Source organism: Micromonospora lupini str. Lupac 08, from assembly GCF_000297395.2.
Taxonomy (GTDB): domain Bacteria; phylum Actinomycetota; class Actinomycetes; order Mycobacteriales; family Micromonosporaceae; genus Micromonospora; species Micromonospora lupini.
In genome coordinates this window covers 4,194,221-4,212,053 of record NZ_HF570108.1, presented here as the reverse complement: position 1 = coordinate 4,212,053, position 17,833 = coordinate 4,194,221, and the positions used below count along the sequence as shown (strand labels likewise).

Below are 17,833 nucleotides of genomic sequence, written 5' to 3'. Positions count from 1 at the left end.
GTAGGCGTACGGGCGGTCGGCGGCCCAGCCCTGGTAGTACCGATCGACCACCAGGTGGTAGCCGACCCACCAGTGGAAGCCCGCCGCGGTGAAGGCCGCCACCACGGCCGCGACCCCGACGACGGCGGCGAGCAGCGCGCCCCGACGGTGCGTACGGCGCAGCGCCACCACGGCCAGCGCGAGCACACCGACCAGGAGGAACCCGTACGACAGGTACAGCGCGAAGCCGAGCACGGCTCCGCCGGCCAGAGCGGCGACGCGGCCACGGACCGCCAGCAGCGCCAGACCGGCCGCGACCACGGCGGCGAAGATGCCGTCGGCCGAGGCGCCCACCCAGACCGCACCCGGCAGCAGCACCAGGAACGGGAGCACCGCGCGGGCCGCCTCGGGCGCGCCGAGCGCCCGCAGGGTCACCGGCACCGACACCGCGACCGTGGCTCCGACCAGCACGCAGGCCAACGCGGCGGCGGCGCCTCCACCGAGGCCGACGCGGTCCAGCCAGACGAAGATGAGCAGCGCGCCCGGAGGGTGGCCGGCGGTGTGGGTGGACCACGACCCGGGCTGGAAGTCGACGATCCGGCTGGCGAATCCGGCGAGCATCGCCGGGATGTCGGTCACCCCGGGAACCTCGTGCAGGTACTCGGCCTGCGGGGTGAGCCGCCGGGTCAACCCCGCCGTCCAACCGTCCACGAGGGCCAGCGACAACGTCCAGGCCACGGCCGTCAGCCACGCGGCGGTCAGCAGGACACCCCACCGCGCGGTACGGGCCCACCGTGCTCCCCAGCCCACCACCGCGACCGCTACCGCCAGCGCGGCCGGGCTGCCCCAGCCGACGTGCGGCCGCCACGTCGCGTACAGCGGCGCCGCGTCGGCGTGCAGCCCCGCGTCGCGCGCGTTGAGCAGGGCCCCCACCAGCACGGCGATGGCGAGCAGCGCCGCCTCCACGCCCACCACCAGGAGGTCCCTGGCGTGGCGGCGGGGCGGGGTCCGTCCGGGGGCGGCGGCGAGAGCGGTGGTCGAGGCCATGACCACCGGACGGTACGGCGACAGCTCGACCTCGCGCTCCGGAATCGGCGGGCCGTCACCGGACGGTAAGAAATGCCCAGGTGGTAAGGGTTCGGTAAGCACATTTCGGCCTCCGTCGCCGAGGCGTCGTCCTAGCGTCGGCGGTATGCCGACTGAGATCGACGTGGTGCTGCCCTGCCTGGACGAGGCGGCTGCCCTGCCGGGCGTACTCACCGCCCTGCCGCCCGGCTACCGGGCCATCGTGGTGGACAACGGCTCCCGGGACGGCTCACCCGAGGTGGCCGCCCGGCACGGCGCCCGGGTGGTGCACGAGCCCCGGCGCGGTTACGGCGCGGCGGTGCACGCCGGCCTGGAGGCCGCCGACGGTGAGGTGGTGTGCGTCCTCGACGCCGACGGGTCGTTCGACCCCAGCGAGCTGCCGGCCCTCGTCGCGCCGGTGCTGGCGGGCACCGCCGACCTCAGCGTGGGCCGGCGACGACCGGTCGGGGCGGGGGTGTGGCCCTGGCACGCCCGAGCCGGTACGGCGCTGGTCGCCGCGCTGCTGCGCCGTCGGGGCGTACCGCTGCGGGACCTCAGCCCGATCCGGGTGGCCCGCCGCCAGGCGCTGCTCGACCTCGGTGTCACCGACCGGGCCTTCGGCTACCCCCTCGAACTGCTGATCCGGGCCGCCGCTGCCGGCTGGCGGATCCACGAGCTGGACGTCACGTACGCGCCCCGGGCCGCCGGCACCCGGTCAAAGGTGTCCGGTTCGGTCCGGGGCACCCTGCGCGCGACCCGGGACTTCGCCGGCGTGCTGCGTACCGTGGAGGGCCCCCGGTGACCGTTCTGCTGGTGGTCGCCAAGGCGCCGGTCGCGGGGGCGGTGAAGACGCGGCTCTGCCCACCGGCCACGCCGGCGCAGGCGGCCCGCATCGCCGCCGCCGCGCTGCGCGACACCCTCGACGCCGTCCGCGCCACTCCCGGTGTCACCCCGGTGCTGGCCTGGACGGGTCGGCTGACCGAGGCGGAGGACTCCGCCGCGTTGACCGCCGCGCTGGCCGGCTGGTCGGTGCTCGACCAGCGGGGCGTGGGCCTGGGCGATCGGCTCGCCAACGCGTACGCCGAGGTCGCGGCCGCGTACCCGGGGCGGCCGGTGCTGCAGATCGGGATGGACACCCCGCAGGTCACGCCGACCGGGCTGGCCGCTGCGGTGCTGCGGCTGCGCGCCGCCGACGCGGTGCTCGGCCGGGCCCGCGACGGCGGCTGGTGGTCGCTCGGGCTGCGTGACCCCCGGCATGCCCAGGTGCTGCGCGACGTGCCGATGTCGACGCCCGACACCGGCCGCGACACGTGGGCGGCCCTGACCGGGCGTGGCCTGCGTACCGCGCCGCTGCCGGTGCTACGTGACGTCGACGAGTGGTCCGACGCCCTCGCGGTGGCAGTCGAGGTGCCCGACGGGCGGTTCGCCCGACAGGTCGCGGTGGTCCGCCTCGCCCTGTTGCCGGGAGGCCTGCGGTGAACCCCGTCGACACCGCCCCGGTCGAGACCGCCCCCGTCGAGACCGCTGCGGCGAGGCCGTCGCCCGGGCTGCCCACGGCGCCGGCCCGGGCGTACGACGAATCGCCTGCGGACCCGTTCGCCGCCGCGCTCGCCGACCGTGTGCCCCGGGGCCGGTGGCTCGTGCACGGCGACGGTGTCCGCAGCCGGCTGCGGGTGGACCGCTGGCACGGACCTGCCGAGCCGGCGGTCGCCGGGCTGGTCGAGCGGTGCGCCGGGCCGACACTCGACCTCGGTTGCGGGCCGGGACGCCTCACCGTGGCGCTGGCCCGGGCCGGCCGGACGGCGGTCGGCGTGGACGTCTCCGCCACGGCGGTGCGGCTGACGCGGGCCCGGGGCGCGGTGGCGGTGCACGGTGACCTGTTCGAACCGCTGCCCGGCGAGGGCCGGTGGGCGCACGCCGTGCTGATCGACGGCAACATCGGCATCGGCGGCGAACCGGTGGCGCTGCTGCGCCGCTGCCGGGACCTGCTCGTTCCCGGCGGCACGGTGCTGGTGGAGCTGGAGCCGCCCGGCGCGGGGCTGTGGCAGGGCCAGGCCCGGGTGGCCGCCGAGCAGCGGGCCGGCCGCCTGCTGCTCGGCCCGGCGTTCCGCTGGGCCCGGCTGGACGCGCGCGCCGTGCACCCGGTCGCCGACGCCGCCGGGCTGGCGGTACGGGACGTGTTCCGGCGGGGGCGTCGCTGGTTCGGCGAGCTGGCAGCAGCGAGCCGCTGACGCCGCCGGTGTCAGGCCGTCGGGAGGCGGACCACGAATCGGCAGCCGCCGACGACGTTCTGCACGTCGACCCGGCCGCCGTGTGCCTCGACCAGTCCGCGCACGATCGCCAGCCCCAGCCCGCCGGAGCCCTCCCCGCCGGCGCGGGGCGTACGGGCCGGCTCGCCGCGGAACGCCACGTCGAACAGTCGGGGCAGGTCGTGTTCCGGAATGCCGCCGCAGGTGTCGGCGATCGCCAGCCAGGCGGCGTCGCTCTCGCATCCGGCGTCCACCCGTACCGTGCCGTCGCTCGGCGTGTAGTGCACCGCGTTGAGCAGCAGGTTGCCCACCACCCGGGCCAGCTCGGGCTCACTGGCCAGCACCGTGGGCCAGCCCGACTCGGCGGCCACCAGGCGGATGCGGCGGGCCCTGGCCAGCGGCGCGGTGCCGGCCAAGGCGTCGGAGACCACCTCGCCGAGGGGCACCGCCGACAGTGTCAGGCGCAGCGCCCCGGCGTTGATGCGGGACAGCTCGAACAGGTCGTCGACGAGTCGGGTCATCCGGTCGGTCTGCAGGCGGATCCGCGTGTGGTACTCGGCGACCGTCGCCGGGTCGTCGACCACCCGGTCCTCCAGCGCCTCGGCCATCGCCCGCAGGCCGGCCAGCGGCGTCCGCAGGTCGTGCGACACCCAGGCCACCAGGTCCCGGCGGCCCTTCTCGACCCGCCGTTCCCGCTCCCGGGCCTGGGCCGCCCAGACCGCGGCGACGGCCAGTCGACGCCCGAAGTACCAGCCGACGCCGAGGCTCACGACCGCCGCCGCGGCGACGGTCAGCAGGACGACCTGGAGGTCGTGCGGAGACAGGAACATCGCCTGGGCGACCACCACCACCCCGGCCACCACGGCGGCCACGGTGACGGTGAGCAGGACGCACACGTGCACGGTGATCGACCGGTGGCGCAGCAGCCGCAGGGTCAGCGCGCCCAGCAGGCCCACGCCGAGGGCGGCCGCGAGCGCCGCCGCGAAGATCAGCGCCAGGTCACGCATCGGCCGGCTCGTACCGGTAGCCGACGCCCCAGACCGTGACGATCCGTCGCGGTTCGGCCGGGTCGTCCTCGATCTTCTCCCGCAGCCGCCGCACGTGCACGGTCACGGTCGACTGGTCGCCGAAGTTCCACCCCCACACCCGCTCCAGCAGCTCGGTGCGTTTGAAGGCCCGCGTCGGGTGCCGCATCAGGTGCGCCAGCAGGTCGAACTCGCGCAACGTCAGGGCCAGCTCACGGCCGTGCAGCCGGGCGATCCGTGGCCCGGTGGCCACCTCCAGCCCCGCGTCGGCCAGCAGTTCGGCCGCCGGCGCGGCCGGCTCACCGGCCCGGCGCAGCACCGACCCGACCCGCAGCACCAGCTCGCGCGGGGAGAACGGCTTGCCCAGGTAGTCGTCGGCGCCCAGTTGCAGGCCGAGCACCCGGTCCGCCTCGTCGCCACGCGCGGTAAGCATGATGATGGGTACGCCGTCCGGCCGCTCCCGCAGCCGCCGGCACACCTGCAACCCGTCCAGCCCGGGGAGCATCAGGTCCAGCACGACCAGGTGCGGCGGCCGGTCCTGGACGGCCTCCAGGGCGGCCAGCCCGTCGCCGACGTGGCTCACCTCGTACCCGGCGTGCTCCAGGTAGCGGCAGACCACGTCGCTGACGGTCCTGTCGTCGTCGACCACGAGCACCCGCTGCGCCACCGGCCACCTCCCCGGGGCCAGCCTAGCCAGCACGGATGCGCTCGGCGATTGCGCAGATCTTGCGGTTTGCTTACCGCCGCGACGGCGGTCGTCGACCTGCCGCCCGATCCGGCGCGGGCCGCCCGGCAGCCGGGCCACTCGGCGCCGACCGTCGGCTGACCGAGTGATCAGCGGGGCGGCACGTGCTGCGTACGATGCGGGGCTGGGTTTCCCTCGTCGCGGCGGAGGTATCGGGCAGATGGCAGGCCAGCACGAGGGCTTCGCCCTCGGCGTCGACCTCGGTACGTCCAACACGGTCGCCGTGCTGCGGTGGCCGGACGGCCGGACCCGTCCCGTGCTGATGGACGGTCAGCCGGTCAGCCCGTCGGCCGTGTACGCCGACCCGGACGGCACCCTGCACGTCGGCACCGACGCCCGACGGCTGGCGCAGGGCGACCCGGCCCGGTTCGAGCCGAACCCGAAGCGTCGGGTGGACGAGCCGACCGTACTGCTCGGTGAGCGCTCGTACCTCCCGGCGGAGCTGCTCGCCGCGCTGCTGGCGGCGGTCGGGCGGGCCGCGGTGGACGCGGTGGGCTTCCTGCCTCCGGCCGTGCTCACCTGCCCGGCGGCCTGGGACGAGTCGCGTCGGCAGGTGCTCGCCGACGCGCTGTTGCGGGCCGGATGGCCGCAGGCGGCCGAGCACACCCTCGCCGGGCCGACGCCGCCGGGCACGCGCCTGCTGCGCGAGCCGGTGGCCGCCGCCCGCTACTACACGCAGGTGCTGCACCGGCCGGTGCCGGTCGGCGGCGCGATCGCGGTGTTCGACTTCGGCGGCGGAACGCTCGACGTCGCCGTGCTGCGCAACGAGGGCGCAGACCCGTGGGGTGACTCCGGCTTCCGGGTGGTCGCCGACGGCGGCCTGTCCGACCTGGGCGGCCTCGACCTGGACGCGGCGCTGGTGCAGCGGGTCGGCGAGCTGCTGGGCGAGCGGCACGCCCGGCGGTGGGCGCGGCTGGTCCGGCCCTCGGACGCGGCGCAGCGCCGCGACCAGGTCCGGCTGTGGGACGAGGTACGCGGCGCGAAGGAGACGCTGTCCCGCTCCACCGTGGCCCCGGTCGCGGTGCCGGGGGTCGCCGAGGCGGTGCGGTTGACGCGCGACGACGTCGAGCGGGTGGCCACGCCGCTGCTGCGCCGTGCCGTGGAGCGGGCCCGGGAGGTGATCGCCGCCGCCGGGCTCCGGCCCGACCAGCTCGCCGGGCTGTTCCTGGTCGGCGGTTCCTCGCGGATTCCGCTGGTGGCACGGATGCTGCACGCCGAGCTGGGAGTGGCGCCGACGGTGCTGGACCAGCCGGAGCTGCCGGTGGCCGAGGGCGCGTTGACTGACCTTCCGCTGCGCCGGGCACTGCCGGCGTACGCGGGACCGCAGGCCGCGCCGGCCGGCCCGGCTCCGGCGGGCCCACCCGCGCCGGCTGGCCCGGCTCCCGCGGGGCCGCCTGTTGTGCCTCCAGCCGGCCCATCCGCGCCACCTCCGAACGGCCCGTCCGCGCCGGCAGCGGTGCCGACCGTGCCGACCGTGCCGACCGTGCCGTCGCAGCCCGCGCCGACCGTGCCGTCGACCGCGCCGACCGTGCCGTCGCAGCCCGGGCCGGCGTGGGCCGGGCCGGGTTGGCCGCCGCCGCCCGCGCCGACCGTGCCGGGGTCGTCCGGCGTCGCGGGCACCCTGGTCGGCGCGGCGAGCGCCACCCCGACGCCCACCGGGCCCACCCCACCCGGCGGTACGACCTGGCGGCGGGCCCGCTGGATCGTGCTCGGTGCGGTGCTCGCCCTGGCCGGGGTGGCCACCGCGGCGACGCTCTACCTGCTGCGGGACCGCTATCCGGACCTGGAGTTCGGGTCGCTGCGCGAGCTGTCGCGGCCCCCCGCCGGCGCCGAGCGGCCCAGCGGGATGTGGACGGCGGTGCTCGACGATCGGGCCTACCTGGGGTACGCGCTGCCGGACGACCGGCTGGAGGTGGTGGCCGTCGACACCGGCACCGGTGGCGAGCTGTGGCGCAGGCAGACCGACGTCGCCGCCTACGACTGGTCGAGGCTGATCGCCGTACCGGGGGCCGTCGCGGTTCTCGCCGACGCCCCGGGCGACAGCACCCCTCGGGAACTGATCCTCCTGGACGGCCGCTCCGGCGCCCAGCGCTGGCACCGGGCGATCCGCGGCGACGACGACGTCTACTTCTCCGACGACACGGCGGTGCTTGTGGACCGGTCCGCCGGCCGGCTGGTCGGCCTGAAGCTGGGCGACGGCACCGACAAATGGAGCAAACCCAACCCGAAGGACCAGTACGGCGGTGTCCGTACCGTCGTCCGGCCGGTGGGCACCGACGAGGCGGCGGGCGGGCCGGCGTTCCTCGACGGCGCCCCCCGCGACTCGTGGACGGGCAAGGGACGGCGACTCGTGCAGCTCGGCGCGGACCGGTCGGTGCGGCTGCTGGACATGTCCTCCGGCTCGGTGCTGCGGGAGTGGGGCAACGTCGCCGACCTCGACGACCTGCTGGTGGCGCACGAGGACCGGCTCTTCGTGGCGCCCGCCGACGCCGGGTACCAGGTGCTCGCGTACGACCTGGGCTCCGACGCGGCCCCGGTGGTCCTCCACCGGGCCGAGAACGCGGAGTACCGGCCGAAGGCGCTGGTGGCGTGCGGGGAGCGGCGGGCCTGTCTGCTGCAGGTGCGCAACAGCGACTCCGAGCGCACCGAGGTGGTCGCGGCGACCGAGGGCAAGGCGTCGGTCTCCTGGTCGGCGCCGGGCGCGATCCGCCTGGTCCCGGTCGGCGACCAGTTGCTCGCCGAGCGGGAGTACCCGAAGGCGACCGTCACCCTCTTCGACGCCGCCGGCAAGCCGGTGCTGCCCGACCGTCCCGGCGTGGCGGCCCGACTGGACGCCGGCAACCTGCTCGTCTTCGCCGAGCCCACCAGCGCGGTGGCGGACAACCGCAGCGTGGCCGGCGTGTGGGCCGAGTCGGGTGAGGTCGACGAGCTGGGTCAGCTCGTCGACGTCCGCAGCGCGTCCTGCTCGTGGAACACCCGCGTGATCGCCTGCGGCGCGGACCGCGACTTCGTCCTGTACGGGTTCACCAACGACTGACCACCGCGATCTGGGAGTGGGGGTGCTGGTCAGGCTCGGGTGATCGTGGTGCCGTCCACCGTGATCGGGATCTCCGTCAGGCCCTTCGGGGCCGGGCCGCCCAGGCGGGCGCCATCGGCCACCGCGAAGGTGGAGTTGTGCGCCGGGCAGGTGATCACCCCGTCGCGCGGTGCGCCGACCCGTACGCCCTGGTGCGGGCAGGTCGCGTCGTACGCCCTGAAGGTGCCCTCCACGGGCTGGACGACCAACACGCCGTCGACCACCGTGCCGCCGCCGACCGGCACGTCGCCGGTGTGCGCCAGCACGGTGCCGGGGGCGGCGGCCGCCGCGCCCGCGGAGCTGTCGCCGCCACCGCACGCGCTCAGCAGCCCGGCCGCGCCCACCGCGCCGGCTCCGGCCAGCAGCGCTCGCCTGCTCAGGCACCAGCGCTTGTCGCGGAGGAACTCCTGTCCGTCGTACACCGTCGTCTCCTCTTTCCGTCGCCGGACCGCGCCCCCTGGCGTCGCCGCCGGTGCTCGGCGGCGTGGGCGGGTGGGGCCGACGGTCGCGGGGCCCAGCCTGCCGCACCCGGCTGAACGCCCGTTGAGACGAGCCTGGATGGCGGCTGGGCGCCGCAACCGCCCGCCGACGACGGCCCTTAAAATGCTCCGGTGATTCTTCGGGGTACGGTCCGCGCCGATCGTCCGCTTGTGGTGCTCGCCGTCGGGGAGGAGGCCCGCTACCTGCCCGCCGAGCTGCCGGTGCTGCTCACCGGCATGGGCAAGGTGAACGCCGCCAGCGCCGTCGCCGCCGTGCTGGCCGCCAACCCACGCCCCAGCCTGCTGCTCAACCTGGGTACGGCCGGCGCGTTGCGCCCCGGCTGGACGGGCATCCACGAGGTCGCCACCGTGCTCCAGCACGACCTGGACACCGACCTGCTGCGTACGCTCACCGGCCAGACCTACGGCGCGCCGCTCGCGCTGGCCGGCGAGGGCGCGGTGCTGGCCACCGGCGACACGTTCGTGGCCGACGACGACGCCCGGGAGCGCCTGGCGCAGCGCGCCGACCTGGTCGACATGGAGGGGTACGCGGTGGCGTGGGCCGCCGCGCAGGCCGGCGTGCCGTGTCGGCTGGTCAAGCAGGTGAGCGACGAGGCGGGGGAGGGCGCGGCCCGGACCTGGCGTGAGTCGGTCGACGACTGCGCCCGCGACCTCGCGGACTGGACCGCTCGACACCTCGCCTGAGCGGGCCGGTCACTCGTCGAGCCGCCGGGCGTGCAGCCCCGGCTCGGTCGCCCGGTAGTGGGCGGGGGAGGGGATCAGCGCGTGGCCGGCCAGTCCGAGGGCCGCGATCGCGGTGACCAGCACCGGTGGCCAGTCGCCGGCCCACGGCAGGGTCAGCAGGGGCAGCAGCTGCCACGCCACGCGCCGCCACGGCACGCGGGCGGACAGCAGCACGGTGAACAGGGCCCGGCCGGCCACGAACAGCGCCGGCCCGCCGATGATCAGCATCAACCACCGCACCGGCGTCGTTCCGGTCGGCCGGTCGACCACCAGGTCGAAGGAGGCCGCCGTGACGGCCACGCCGGCCAGCATCACCAGATGGGTGTACGGAGCCACGCGGGCCGGGCGGTCCCCCCTCGCCCCGAGCAGCTCGCCGGCCCGGAAGACGTAGATCTGCCAGAGCAGCAGCATGATGGCGAACGCGCAGAGCAGGGCGGCGAGCCGAAGGCGGTCGAATTCGCTGCGGCTGATCTCCAGGGTGGGCACCAGGATGATGTCGCCGAGGGCCAGGATGACGAACTGCTGGTACCGCTCGCCGAGGTGCTCGGTGGTCCGCGCGTACTGGTTGAGGGGCACCCGACCCAGCCAGGGGGTGGGGTAGCGGGCCGCCGCGGAGGCCAGATCGATCGCGATCGCGAGGGTCCAGAGCCCCCATCGTGCCGAGTCGGCAAGCGCGCCGCTGATCCAGAGGACGCCGGACACCAGGAACCAGAACAGGAACCGGCTGGCTCGTGCCAGGGCCAGGCGGTGCTGCTGCCGAAACAGCGCGGCGAGCAGGACGATGCCGCGTATGACGTGCGTGCCGACGTAGGCGAGCGCGAAGGCGGTGGCCTGCCCGCCGGTGACCATCGGCAGCGCGGCCGCCATCCCGACCGACCCGACCATGGCGACCATGAGGATGGCCTGGATCGGGCGCTGCTGCGGGTCGTAGAACTCGGTGGTGGTCGAGGTGACCGACCACGTCCACCAGATCGCCGTCAGCATGAGGAGCACCTTGGCGCTGTCGGCCCAGGACTCCTGGTCGGCGAGCAGCTTCGAGGTCTGCGCGAGCGCGGCCACGAAGACCACGTCGTAGAGCAGCTCCAGCAGCGTGGCCCGGGTCGACCCGTCCGGCCGGCGTAGGAGTGCCGCGGTGCCTCCGGTGGTCATGCCCGGCCTCCCGCCGTGTCTCCCGAGGATTATCGGCGGCGCCGCCGCGGGCCGTCCCTGGATCGGCGATTCCCGCCGATCGGGGAAGAGGGCGACCGGAGGTTGTCAGGACGTTCCACCCCGGGCGACGCTTGTCGGCATCCATCGGTCTCGATCTCTACCGGAGGTTCGGATGCGCCGCTCCCCACACGTCGCCCTCGTCCTGACCGCCCTGCTGCTCGTCGCGCCGGGCGCCGCGCAGGCCGCCGTCCCCGACCGAGCCGCCGCCGACCCGGCCGCCGTGCTGTCCGAGGTACGCACACCCGGCGCCGCCTGGGGGCTCGACCCGGCCACCGGCCGGATGACGGTCACCGTCGACGACACCGTGACCGCCGCCGACCTGGCGAGGTTGCGGGCGGCGGCCGACCGGGCCGGTGCGCTGCTGCGTCGCGAGCCCGGCATGCTGCGCCCCCTCATCGCCGCCGGGCAGGGCATCTACGGCGGCGGCAGCCGCTGCTCGCTGGGCGCGAACGTGCGCAGTGGCAGCACCTACTACGTGGTCACCGCCGGCCACTGCACCGCGGCCGTCAGCGCCTGGTACGCCGACAGCGCGCAGACCACCGTGCTGGGGACCCGCACCGCCACCAGTTATCCCGGCAACGACTACGGGCTGATCCGCTACACCGGCCGGATCGCCCACCCGAGCGCCGTCTACACGTATCCCGGGCTGCTCACCATCTACGGCGCCGGCACCGCGTACGTGGGTCAGGCGGTCTGTCGCAGCGGTACCACCACCGGGGTGCGCTGCGGCAGCGTCACCGGCCTGAACCAGACCGTCAACTACGCCACCGGCGTGATCTACGGCCTGATCCGCACCAACATCTGCGCCGAGGCGGGGGACAGCGGCGGGCCTCTGTACGTGGCGTCCACCGGCACCATCCTCGGCATCCTCTCCGGCGGTACCGGCAACTGCACCGCCGGTGGCACGACCTACTACCAGCCGATCGGGGAGGTGCTGGCCGCGTACGGGCTGAGCCTGCCCTGACACCCGTTGCGCTGAGCGCAACGGGTTGCTCGTCTGGCACAACGCGCCTAGGCTCGGCGGCGCCCGGACCCCTCCCCGAGGACGTGTGCCGCCATGTCGAGCAAGCCCCGACCCGACCACGCTGCCGCCCCGGCCGGCTCCCCGCCGGTCGAGGTGGTCACGGTGGGGGAGACCATGGTCGTGCTGTGCCCACCGCCGGGCGAGCCGCTGGAGCACGCCGAGCGGGTCGCCGTCTCGGTCGGCGGCGCGGAGTCCAACGTGGCCGGCTACCTGGCCCGCCTCGACCACTTGTCCACCTGGGTGAGCCGGGTCGGCGACGATCCCTTCGGCCGGGCCGTCGTCCGGCACGTCGCCGACGCCGGTGTCCACGTCGACCTGGTGGGCGTGGACCCGGCCGCCCCCACCGGCCTCTACCTCAAGGATCCGGGCCCGACGGCCACCGCCGTGCACTACTACCGGGCGGGCTCCGCCGCGTCCCGGATGGACCCCGGCGCATTGGCCGACCCACGGCTGGCCGGCGCGCGGGTGCTGCACCTGTCCGGGATCACCCCGGCGCTCTCCGCCTCCTGCCGGGCGCTTGTCGAGCACGCGGTGACCGACCGGCCGCTGCCGGGCGCGCTGATCAGCTTCGACGTCAACCACCGGGCCCGGCTCTGGTCCGCCGAGCGGGCCGCGCCGGTGCTGCGGGACCTCGCCGACCGCAGCGACCTGGTCTTCGTCGGCCAGGACGAGGCGTACGCCCTCTGGGGCGCCGTCGACGCGGCGGCGGTCCGCCGGCTGCTGCCCGGCCCGCAGACGGTGGTCGTCAAGGACGGCGCGGTGTGCGCCACCGCCCTGAGCCGGGACGCCGCACCGGTCGTCGTTGCGGCGCCCCGGGTGTCGGTGGTGGAGCCGGTCGGCGCCGGAGACGCGTTCGCCGCCGGCTACCTGGCCGGGCTGCTGCGCGACCTGGACCCGACGCGGCGGCTGCGCCTCGGTCACCTCGTCGCCGCGCAGGCGCTGGGCAGCGCCGGCGACAACGCGCCGCTGCCGCCGTGGTCGTGGTTTCAGCGGCTGCTCGACGGACCCTGGTCACCACCCGACCTGACCGGCGCGCGAGCGGAGGGCTGAGGGGTGTCCGAGGGCGTCGACCGGGCGATGCGCGTGCTCGAACTGCTGGCCCGCGAGCCCGCGCAGCTCGGTGGTGTGGCCGCCGACCTGGGCGTGCACAAGTCCACCGCGCTGCGGCTGCTGCAGACCCTCGAGTCGGGTGGCTTCGCCCGCCGCACCGACGGCGGCTGGACGGTGGGCCTGCGGCTGATCGACCTCGCGCAGCAGGCACTGGACTCCCTGGACGTACGCGCCGTGGCCCGCCCCCACCTGGCGGCACTCGGCCGCGACTGCGGGCACACCATCCACCTGGCACAGCTCGTCGACGACGACCTCGTCTATGTGGACAAGATCGAGGCCCGTGGCCAGGTGCGGATGTACTCCCGGATCGGCCGCACCGCGCCGCTGCACGCCAGCGGGGTCGGCAAGGCGGTCCTCGCGTACCGCCCGCAGTTGACCCGGCTGGTCGAGGGCGGCGCGCTGCCGGCGTACACCCCGGCCACCATCTCCGACCCGGCCGCGCTGCGCGCGGAGCTGGCGACCGTCGCCGAGCAGGGCTGGGCCGCCGACGACGGCGAGTTCGAGCCGCTGATCACCTGTGTGGCCGCGCCGGTGCGCCACGCCGACGGGTCGGTCACCGCGGCGGTGTCGGTGACGGCGCCGACGGTGGTGGCCACCCTCGCCGACCTGCGCCACCTGCTGCCCCAACTGCTGGCCACCACCCAGCAGATCTCCCGCGACCTCGGATGGAGTGGACCATGACCACAGCGGACTTCGAGCACATCTTCGGCGGCGCCCGCGTGATGGCGATCCTGCGCGGCCTGCCGGTCGCCGAGACCGTCCGCCTCGCCGAGCGCGCCTGGGACCTGGGCATCGACGTGGTGGAGGTGCCGGTGGCCACCCCCGACGCGGTGCCCGCCCTGCGCGCCGCCGTCGAGGCGGGCGCCGCGCGCGACCGGATCGTGGGCGCGGGCACCGTGCTCGACGCCGAGCAGGTCACGGCGGCGGCCGACGCGGGCGCCGCGTTCACCGTCGCGCCCGGTCTGGACCTCGCGGTCGCCGACGCCGCCGCCGCGCGCGGCCTGCCGCACCTGCCCGGCGTGGCCACCCCCACCGAGGCGCAGCAGGCGCTGCGGCACGGCCTGACCTGGCTCAAGGCGTTCCCCGCGATCTCCCTCGGGCCGGCCTGGTTCCGGGCCATGGCCGGCCCCCTGCCGCAGCTGCGCTTCGTCGCCACGGGCGGCCTGGACGCGGGCAACGCCGCGGCGTTCCTCGACGCGGGCGTCCGGGTGGCAGCCGTCGGCTCGGCTCTCTCCGATCCGACCCAGCTGGACCAGCTCGCCAAGTTGGCGACCCACAAACGCTGACCGGGTGGCGCGATTGCGCCATGGCGTATGTGCGCCCCGGGGCGGCGGGTGGGAGGGATGGGCGTTGCCGTGATGCTGTGCTGCGTACCGCTCCTCGACACAAAGAGGTCATCGTGGCTCTGTCTTCCAGGCGCCGCCGATCCGGGCTGATCGCCCTCGGCACCGCCCTCACTCTGGCCGCCGGGCTCACCCCACCCGGCACGGGGGCGTCCGCCGCCCCGCCGGGCAATCCGGGTCACCCCACCGGCCAGCCGCCGGCGGTCCCGGGCCGCGCGTCGACCGTCACCCTCGTCACCGGGGACACGGTCACCGTCACCACCGCTGCCGACGGCAGCACCGTCTCGACCGTCCGCCGGCCGGACGGCAGCACGCCGACCTTCCACCGTACGGTTCTCGACGGCGACACGTACGTCTACCCGGACGCGGCGCTGCCGTACGTCACCGGCGGCCTGCTGGACCGGCAACTGTTCAACGTCACCGACCTCATCGCCGACGGGTACGACGACGCGCACACCGACGCGCTGCCGCTGATCGTCACGCTCACCGACGCCGCGGCCCGCGCCCGCACCCGTCCCACAGTGGACGGCGCAGAGGTGGTCCGGTCGCTGGACAGCGTGCGGGGCGCCGCGCTGACCCGCCCGCGCGGCACCGCCGACCGGTTCTGGGGCGCGCTCACCGCTGGCACTGCCCGCCGCGCCGGCGCCGCGCCGACGCTCGCGAACGGCATCGCCAAGGTGTGGCTGGACGGCCGGGTGCACGCCGACCTCGCCGAGTCCACCGCGCAGATCGGCGCCCCGGCCGTGTGGGCCGAGGGCAACACGGCCGCCGGTGTCGACGTCGCGGTGCTCGACTCCGGCGCGGACGCCGAGCACCCGGACCTCGCCGGGCAGATCGCGGAGTCGAGCAGCTTCGTGCCCGAGGAGCCCGACATCCTCGACTACAAGGGACACGGCACGCACGTCGCCTCGACGATCGCCGGGACCGGCGCCGCGTCCGGTGGTGTCGAGCGGGGCGTCGCCCCCGGCGCCCGGCTGCACGTCGGCAAGGTGCTCAACAGCGAGGGCAGCGGGCAGGACTCGTGGATCATCGCCGGCATGGAGTGGGCCGCCCGCGAGCAGAAGGCCCGGGTCGTCAGCATGAGCCTGGGTGGCGAGGCCACCGACGGCAGCGACCCGATGAGCCAGGCCGTCGACCGGCTCAGCGCCGAGACCGGCGCGCTCTTCGTGATCGCCGCCGGCAACGGCGGGCCGAACAGCATCGGCAGCCCGGGGGCGGCGAACTCCGCGCTCACCGTGGGGGCCGTCGACTCCGCCGATCACCTCGCCGACTTCTCCAGCCAGGGCCCGCGCGCCGGTGACGGTGGGCTGAAGCCCGAGATCACCGCGCCCGGCGTGGACATCCTCGCCGCCCGCTCCCACCAGGTGCGCGGCTCCGGGGACTACACGGTGATGAGCGGCACGTCGATGGCGACGCCGCACGTGGCCGGCACTGCCGCGCTGGTCGCCGCCGCGCATCCTGACTGGACCGGTCAGCGCATCAAGGAGGCGCTGGTCAGCACCGTCAAGGCCACCCCGGGGTACACCCCGTACCAGGCCGGCGCCGGCCGGGTGGACGCGGTCGCCGCCGTGCACGCCACCGTCTTCGCCACCCCGAGCGCCTACTCCGGCTTCCGGGCGTGGCCGCAGCAGCCCGGCGCGACGGTCGACCGGACCGTCACCTACACCAACGTCGGCAGCGCCCCGGTCACCCTGCGGCTGGCCCTCGACGCGCCGACCGCGCCCGCCGGCCTCTTCGCCCTGTCCGCCGGCACGGTCACCGTGCCCGCCGCCGGCACCGCGACGGTGACGCTCACCGCCGCGTACGACAGGTTGCCGGCCGAGAAGCAGGTCAGTGGCGCGATCATCGCCACCGACGAGGCCGGTACGGTTCGCGGTCGCACCCTGATCGGGGCGGCCAAGGAGGGGCAGCGGCAGAACCTGACGCTCGTCGCCAGGGACCGGGACGGCAAGCCGCTCGCCGGCAAGGTCATCCTCACCACCGACGGCCTGTTCACGGCCGTGGACCTGCCCGAGACCGGCACCGCCACGCTGCGGCTGCCGGTGGCGAGCTGGACCGGCTGGCTCTCCGCCGACGTGCGCGGCGCGCACGGGCCACACTCCAAGGGCATGGCCCTGCTCGGCTTCACCGACGTCGACCTGACCGCCGACCGCACCGTCACCCTGGACGCGCGGGCTGCCCGGCAGGTACGCGCCGAGGTGCCGCAGGAGGCCACCGCCACCTCGCTGCGGATGGACATCCACCGGGCCACGGCGAACGGGCTCACCGAGAGCCAGGTGCTGCCCGACGACTCGTACGACAGCATGTGGACGCTGCCGACGGGCCGCGCCGTCACCGACGGCGAGTTCGAGTTCGGAGCCCGGTGGCGTCTGGAACAGCCGGCGCTGACCGTGGCGGCCGGCGGCCGGTCGTACGACCTGCTGGTGAAGCGGGCGACCCCGGCGCTGCCGGCGGGTCGTCGCCAACTGGACGCGGTCTATGTCGCCGACGCGTCGGCGGCCGGGCTGGCCAGGCGGCCGGTCCGCGACCGGGCGGTGGTGGTCCGGCGCAGCGACACAGTGGACATCGCCACCCAGGCGCAGGCCGCCGCGGCGGCCGGGGCGAAGCTGCTGCTGGTGGTCAACGACGGCGTCGGCCGGCTCCAGCCGTGGGACGAGTCGCCGTGGAGCCCGGAGAGCCCGGCCCCGGTGACCGTGGCGACGCTCGGCGCCGACGAGGGCGACCAGCTCGTCGCGGCGCTCGGGCGCGGCCCGGTGCGGCTGACAGTCGACTCGCACCCGGAGACCACCTACCTGTACGACGTGGCGCACCACTGGACCGGGGCGACGCCCGCCGACCCCACCTACCGGCCGACGAAGCGGCAACTGGCCCGGGTCGACGTGGAGTTCCGCAACTACCGGCAGGGCAAGGCGTTGGAGTTCCGCACCGACGTCTGGAAGGGCATGGCCTCGGGCAACCAGGAGACCGCCCCGGCCCAGGGCCGGCGCACCGACTGGGTGACCGCCGGCGAGCGGTGGATCGACGACGCGCACATCGTCGGCGAGACGGGCCAGCACCTGATGGAGGTGGCCACCTACCCGGCCGACCGGCCGAGCAGCGTGCAGTGGTTCGGGCCGATCCAGCGGCCCCGGATGGGCGGTGGCTACGTGCCGGTGCGCTACCTGGACACCGTCTACCTGCCCGCCCCGGGCTGGGGCGACGGGGGTGGCCACATCGGTGACGCGTACGCGAACTACGACATGGTCAACCGGACCACCCTCTACCAGGGCGACACGGAGTTGAACTGGGGCAACGCCGAGTACCTCCAGGTCTCCGGCCTGGCCGCGCAGCGGCTGCCGTACCGGCTGGTGGTGGAGAACGACCGGGGGGCCTGGACCAACCCGTACTCCCGGCACACCCACACCGAGTGGGGCTTCAGCTCGGCGGTCACCGGCGCGGAGTCGTCGGCGGTGCTGCCGATGATCCAGCTGGACTACCAGGTGGCCATCGACCCCGCCGGCCGGGCGTCGCGGCGGGCGCCGCTGACAGTGGTCGCCTCCCACCTGCCGGGTGTCACGGGCACGATCGGCGCGGTCACCGTGGAGGTCTCCTACGACGACGGAAAGATCTGGCAGAGGCAGCGGCTGACCCGGCATGGCGACGGCTGGCGTACCGCGCTGGACGCGCCGGCGAAGGCCGGCTTCGTGAGCCTGCGCACCACCGCGCGGGACGCGGCGGGCAACACCGTGAGCCAGAGCCTCACCCGGGCCTTCGGCCTGCGGTGACGCGCTGACGGCCGGCCGCCG

At 75.5% G+C, this 17,833-nt stretch carries 15 protein-coding genes; 10 read left to right on the top strand and 5 right to left on the bottom strand.

Annotation, left to right across the window (positions count from 1 at the left end; all coding sequences use genetic code 11):
* A partial coding sequence (locus MILUP08_RS20455) for a hypothetical protein (protein WP_039908447.1) occupies window positions 1-1,026 on the bottom strand: 1,026 nt, incomplete at its 3' end.
* Window positions 1,027-1,171: 145 nt separating this feature from the next.
* Between MILUP08_RS20455 and MILUP08_RS20450 the strand changes: the two genes are divergently transcribed.
* From MILUP08_RS20450 to MILUP08_RS20440, 3 genes are read left to right on the top strand one after another with little or no spacing between them, the layout of a single operon-like run.
* Window positions 1,172-1,846 carry a glycosyltransferase family 2 protein gene (locus MILUP08_RS20450; protein ID WP_039906341.1) on the top strand — a complete coding sequence of 225 codons (675 nt, stop codon included), beginning with the start codon at window positions 1,172-1,174 and terminating at the stop codon, window positions 1,844-1,846.
* Window positions 1,843-2,523, top strand: coding sequence for a TIGR04282 family arsenosugar biosynthesis glycosyltransferase (locus MILUP08_RS20445; protein WP_007461065.1), 681 nt, complete (start codon window positions 1,843-1,845; stop codon window positions 2,521-2,523). The genes MILUP08_RS20450 and MILUP08_RS20445 overlap by 4 nt, the downstream gene beginning before the upstream one ends.
* Window positions 2,520-3,275 (top strand): class I SAM-dependent methyltransferase, encoded by a 756-nt coding sequence (locus tag MILUP08_RS20440; protein WP_007461064.1) that lies wholly within the window; start codon window positions 2,520-2,522, stop codon window positions 3,273-3,275. The genes MILUP08_RS20445 and MILUP08_RS20440 overlap by 4 nt, the downstream gene beginning before the upstream one ends.
* Before the next feature lie 11 nt (window positions 3,276-3,286).
* Here MILUP08_RS20440 and MILUP08_RS20435 read toward each other — a convergent pair whose 3' ends face one another.
* The gene (locus MILUP08_RS20435; RefSeq protein ID WP_007461061.1) at window positions 3,287-4,300 is read right to left on the bottom strand and encodes a sensor histidine kinase; all 1,014 of its coding nucleotides are present in this window, start codon (window positions 4,298-4,300) and stop codon (window positions 3,287-3,289) included.
* Window positions 4,293-4,985 carry a response regulator transcription factor gene (locus tag MILUP08_RS20430; RefSeq protein WP_007461060.1) on the bottom strand — a complete coding sequence of 231 codons (693 nt, stop codon included), beginning with the start codon at window positions 4,983-4,985 and terminating at the stop codon, window positions 4,293-4,295. The genes MILUP08_RS20435 and MILUP08_RS20430 overlap by 8 nt, the downstream gene beginning before the upstream one ends.
* 238 nt (window positions 4,986-5,223) lie before the next feature.
* Between MILUP08_RS20430 and MILUP08_RS37165 the strand changes: the two genes are divergently transcribed.
* Window positions 5,224-8,100 carry an Hsp70 family protein gene (locus MILUP08_RS37165; RefSeq protein ID WP_007461059.1) on the top strand — a complete coding sequence of 959 codons (2,877 nt, stop codon included), beginning with the start codon at window positions 5,224-5,226 and terminating at the stop codon, window positions 8,098-8,100.
* A 29-nt stretch (window positions 8,101-8,129) separates the two neighbouring features.
* Here MILUP08_RS37165 and MILUP08_RS20420 read toward each other — a convergent pair whose 3' ends face one another.
* The gene (locus tag MILUP08_RS20420) at window positions 8,130-8,561 is read right to left on the bottom strand and encodes a Rieske (2Fe-2S) protein (protein WP_007461057.1); all 432 of its coding nucleotides are present in this window, start codon (window positions 8,559-8,561) and stop codon (window positions 8,130-8,132) included.
* 189 nt (window positions 8,562-8,750) lie between these two features.
* Between MILUP08_RS20420 and MILUP08_RS20415 the strand changes: the two genes are divergently transcribed.
* Entirely contained in the window at window positions 8,751-9,323 is a 573-nt protein-coding gene (locus tag MILUP08_RS20415) for a nucleosidase (protein WP_007461055.1), read from the top strand.
* A 9-nt stretch (window positions 9,324-9,332) separates the two neighbouring features.
* On the opposite strand, the gene MILUP08_RS20410 is transcribed toward MILUP08_RS20415, so the two are convergent.
* Window positions 9,333-10,511: a low temperature requirement protein A gene (locus tag MILUP08_RS20410; RefSeq protein WP_007461053.1), complete on the bottom strand. Its 1,179-nt coding sequence runs from the start codon at window positions 10,509-10,511 to the stop codon at window positions 9,333-9,335.
* A 172-nt stretch (window positions 10,512-10,683) separates the two neighbouring features.
* On the opposite strand from MILUP08_RS20410, the gene MILUP08_RS20405 reads away from it, so the two are divergent.
* The 5 genes from MILUP08_RS20405 to MILUP08_RS20385 all read left to right on the top strand — a co-directional run bounded on the left by MILUP08_RS20405 (window position 10,684) and on the right by MILUP08_RS20385 (window position 17,812).
* A complete protein-coding gene (locus tag MILUP08_RS20405) occupies window positions 10,684-11,535 on the top strand; it encodes a S1 family peptidase (protein WP_007461051.1) in 852 nt (283 codons plus the stop codon).
* A 93-nt stretch (window positions 11,536-11,628) separates the two neighbouring features.
* A complete protein-coding gene (locus tag MILUP08_RS20400; protein ID WP_007461049.1) occupies window positions 11,629-12,645 on the top strand; it encodes a sugar kinase in 1,017 nt (338 codons plus the stop codon).
* Window positions 12,646-12,648: 3 nt separating this feature from the next.
* Window positions 12,649-13,386, top strand: coding sequence for an IclR family transcriptional regulator (locus MILUP08_RS20395; RefSeq protein ID WP_007461046.1), 738 nt, complete (start codon window positions 12,649-12,651; stop codon window positions 13,384-13,386).
* Window positions 13,383-13,991: a bifunctional 4-hydroxy-2-oxoglutarate aldolase/2-dehydro-3-deoxy-phosphogluconate aldolase gene (locus MILUP08_RS20390; RefSeq protein WP_039906336.1), complete on the top strand. Its 609-nt coding sequence runs from the start codon at window positions 13,383-13,385 to the stop codon at window positions 13,989-13,991. The genes MILUP08_RS20395 and MILUP08_RS20390 overlap by 4 nt, the downstream gene beginning before the upstream one ends.
* Window positions 13,992-14,104: 113 nt before the next feature.
* Window positions 14,105-17,812: a S8 family serine peptidase gene (locus tag MILUP08_RS20385; protein WP_007461043.1), complete on the top strand. Its 3,708-nt coding sequence runs from the start codon at window positions 14,105-14,107 to the stop codon at window positions 17,810-17,812.
* Window positions 17,813-17,833 lie beyond the last annotated feature (21 nt).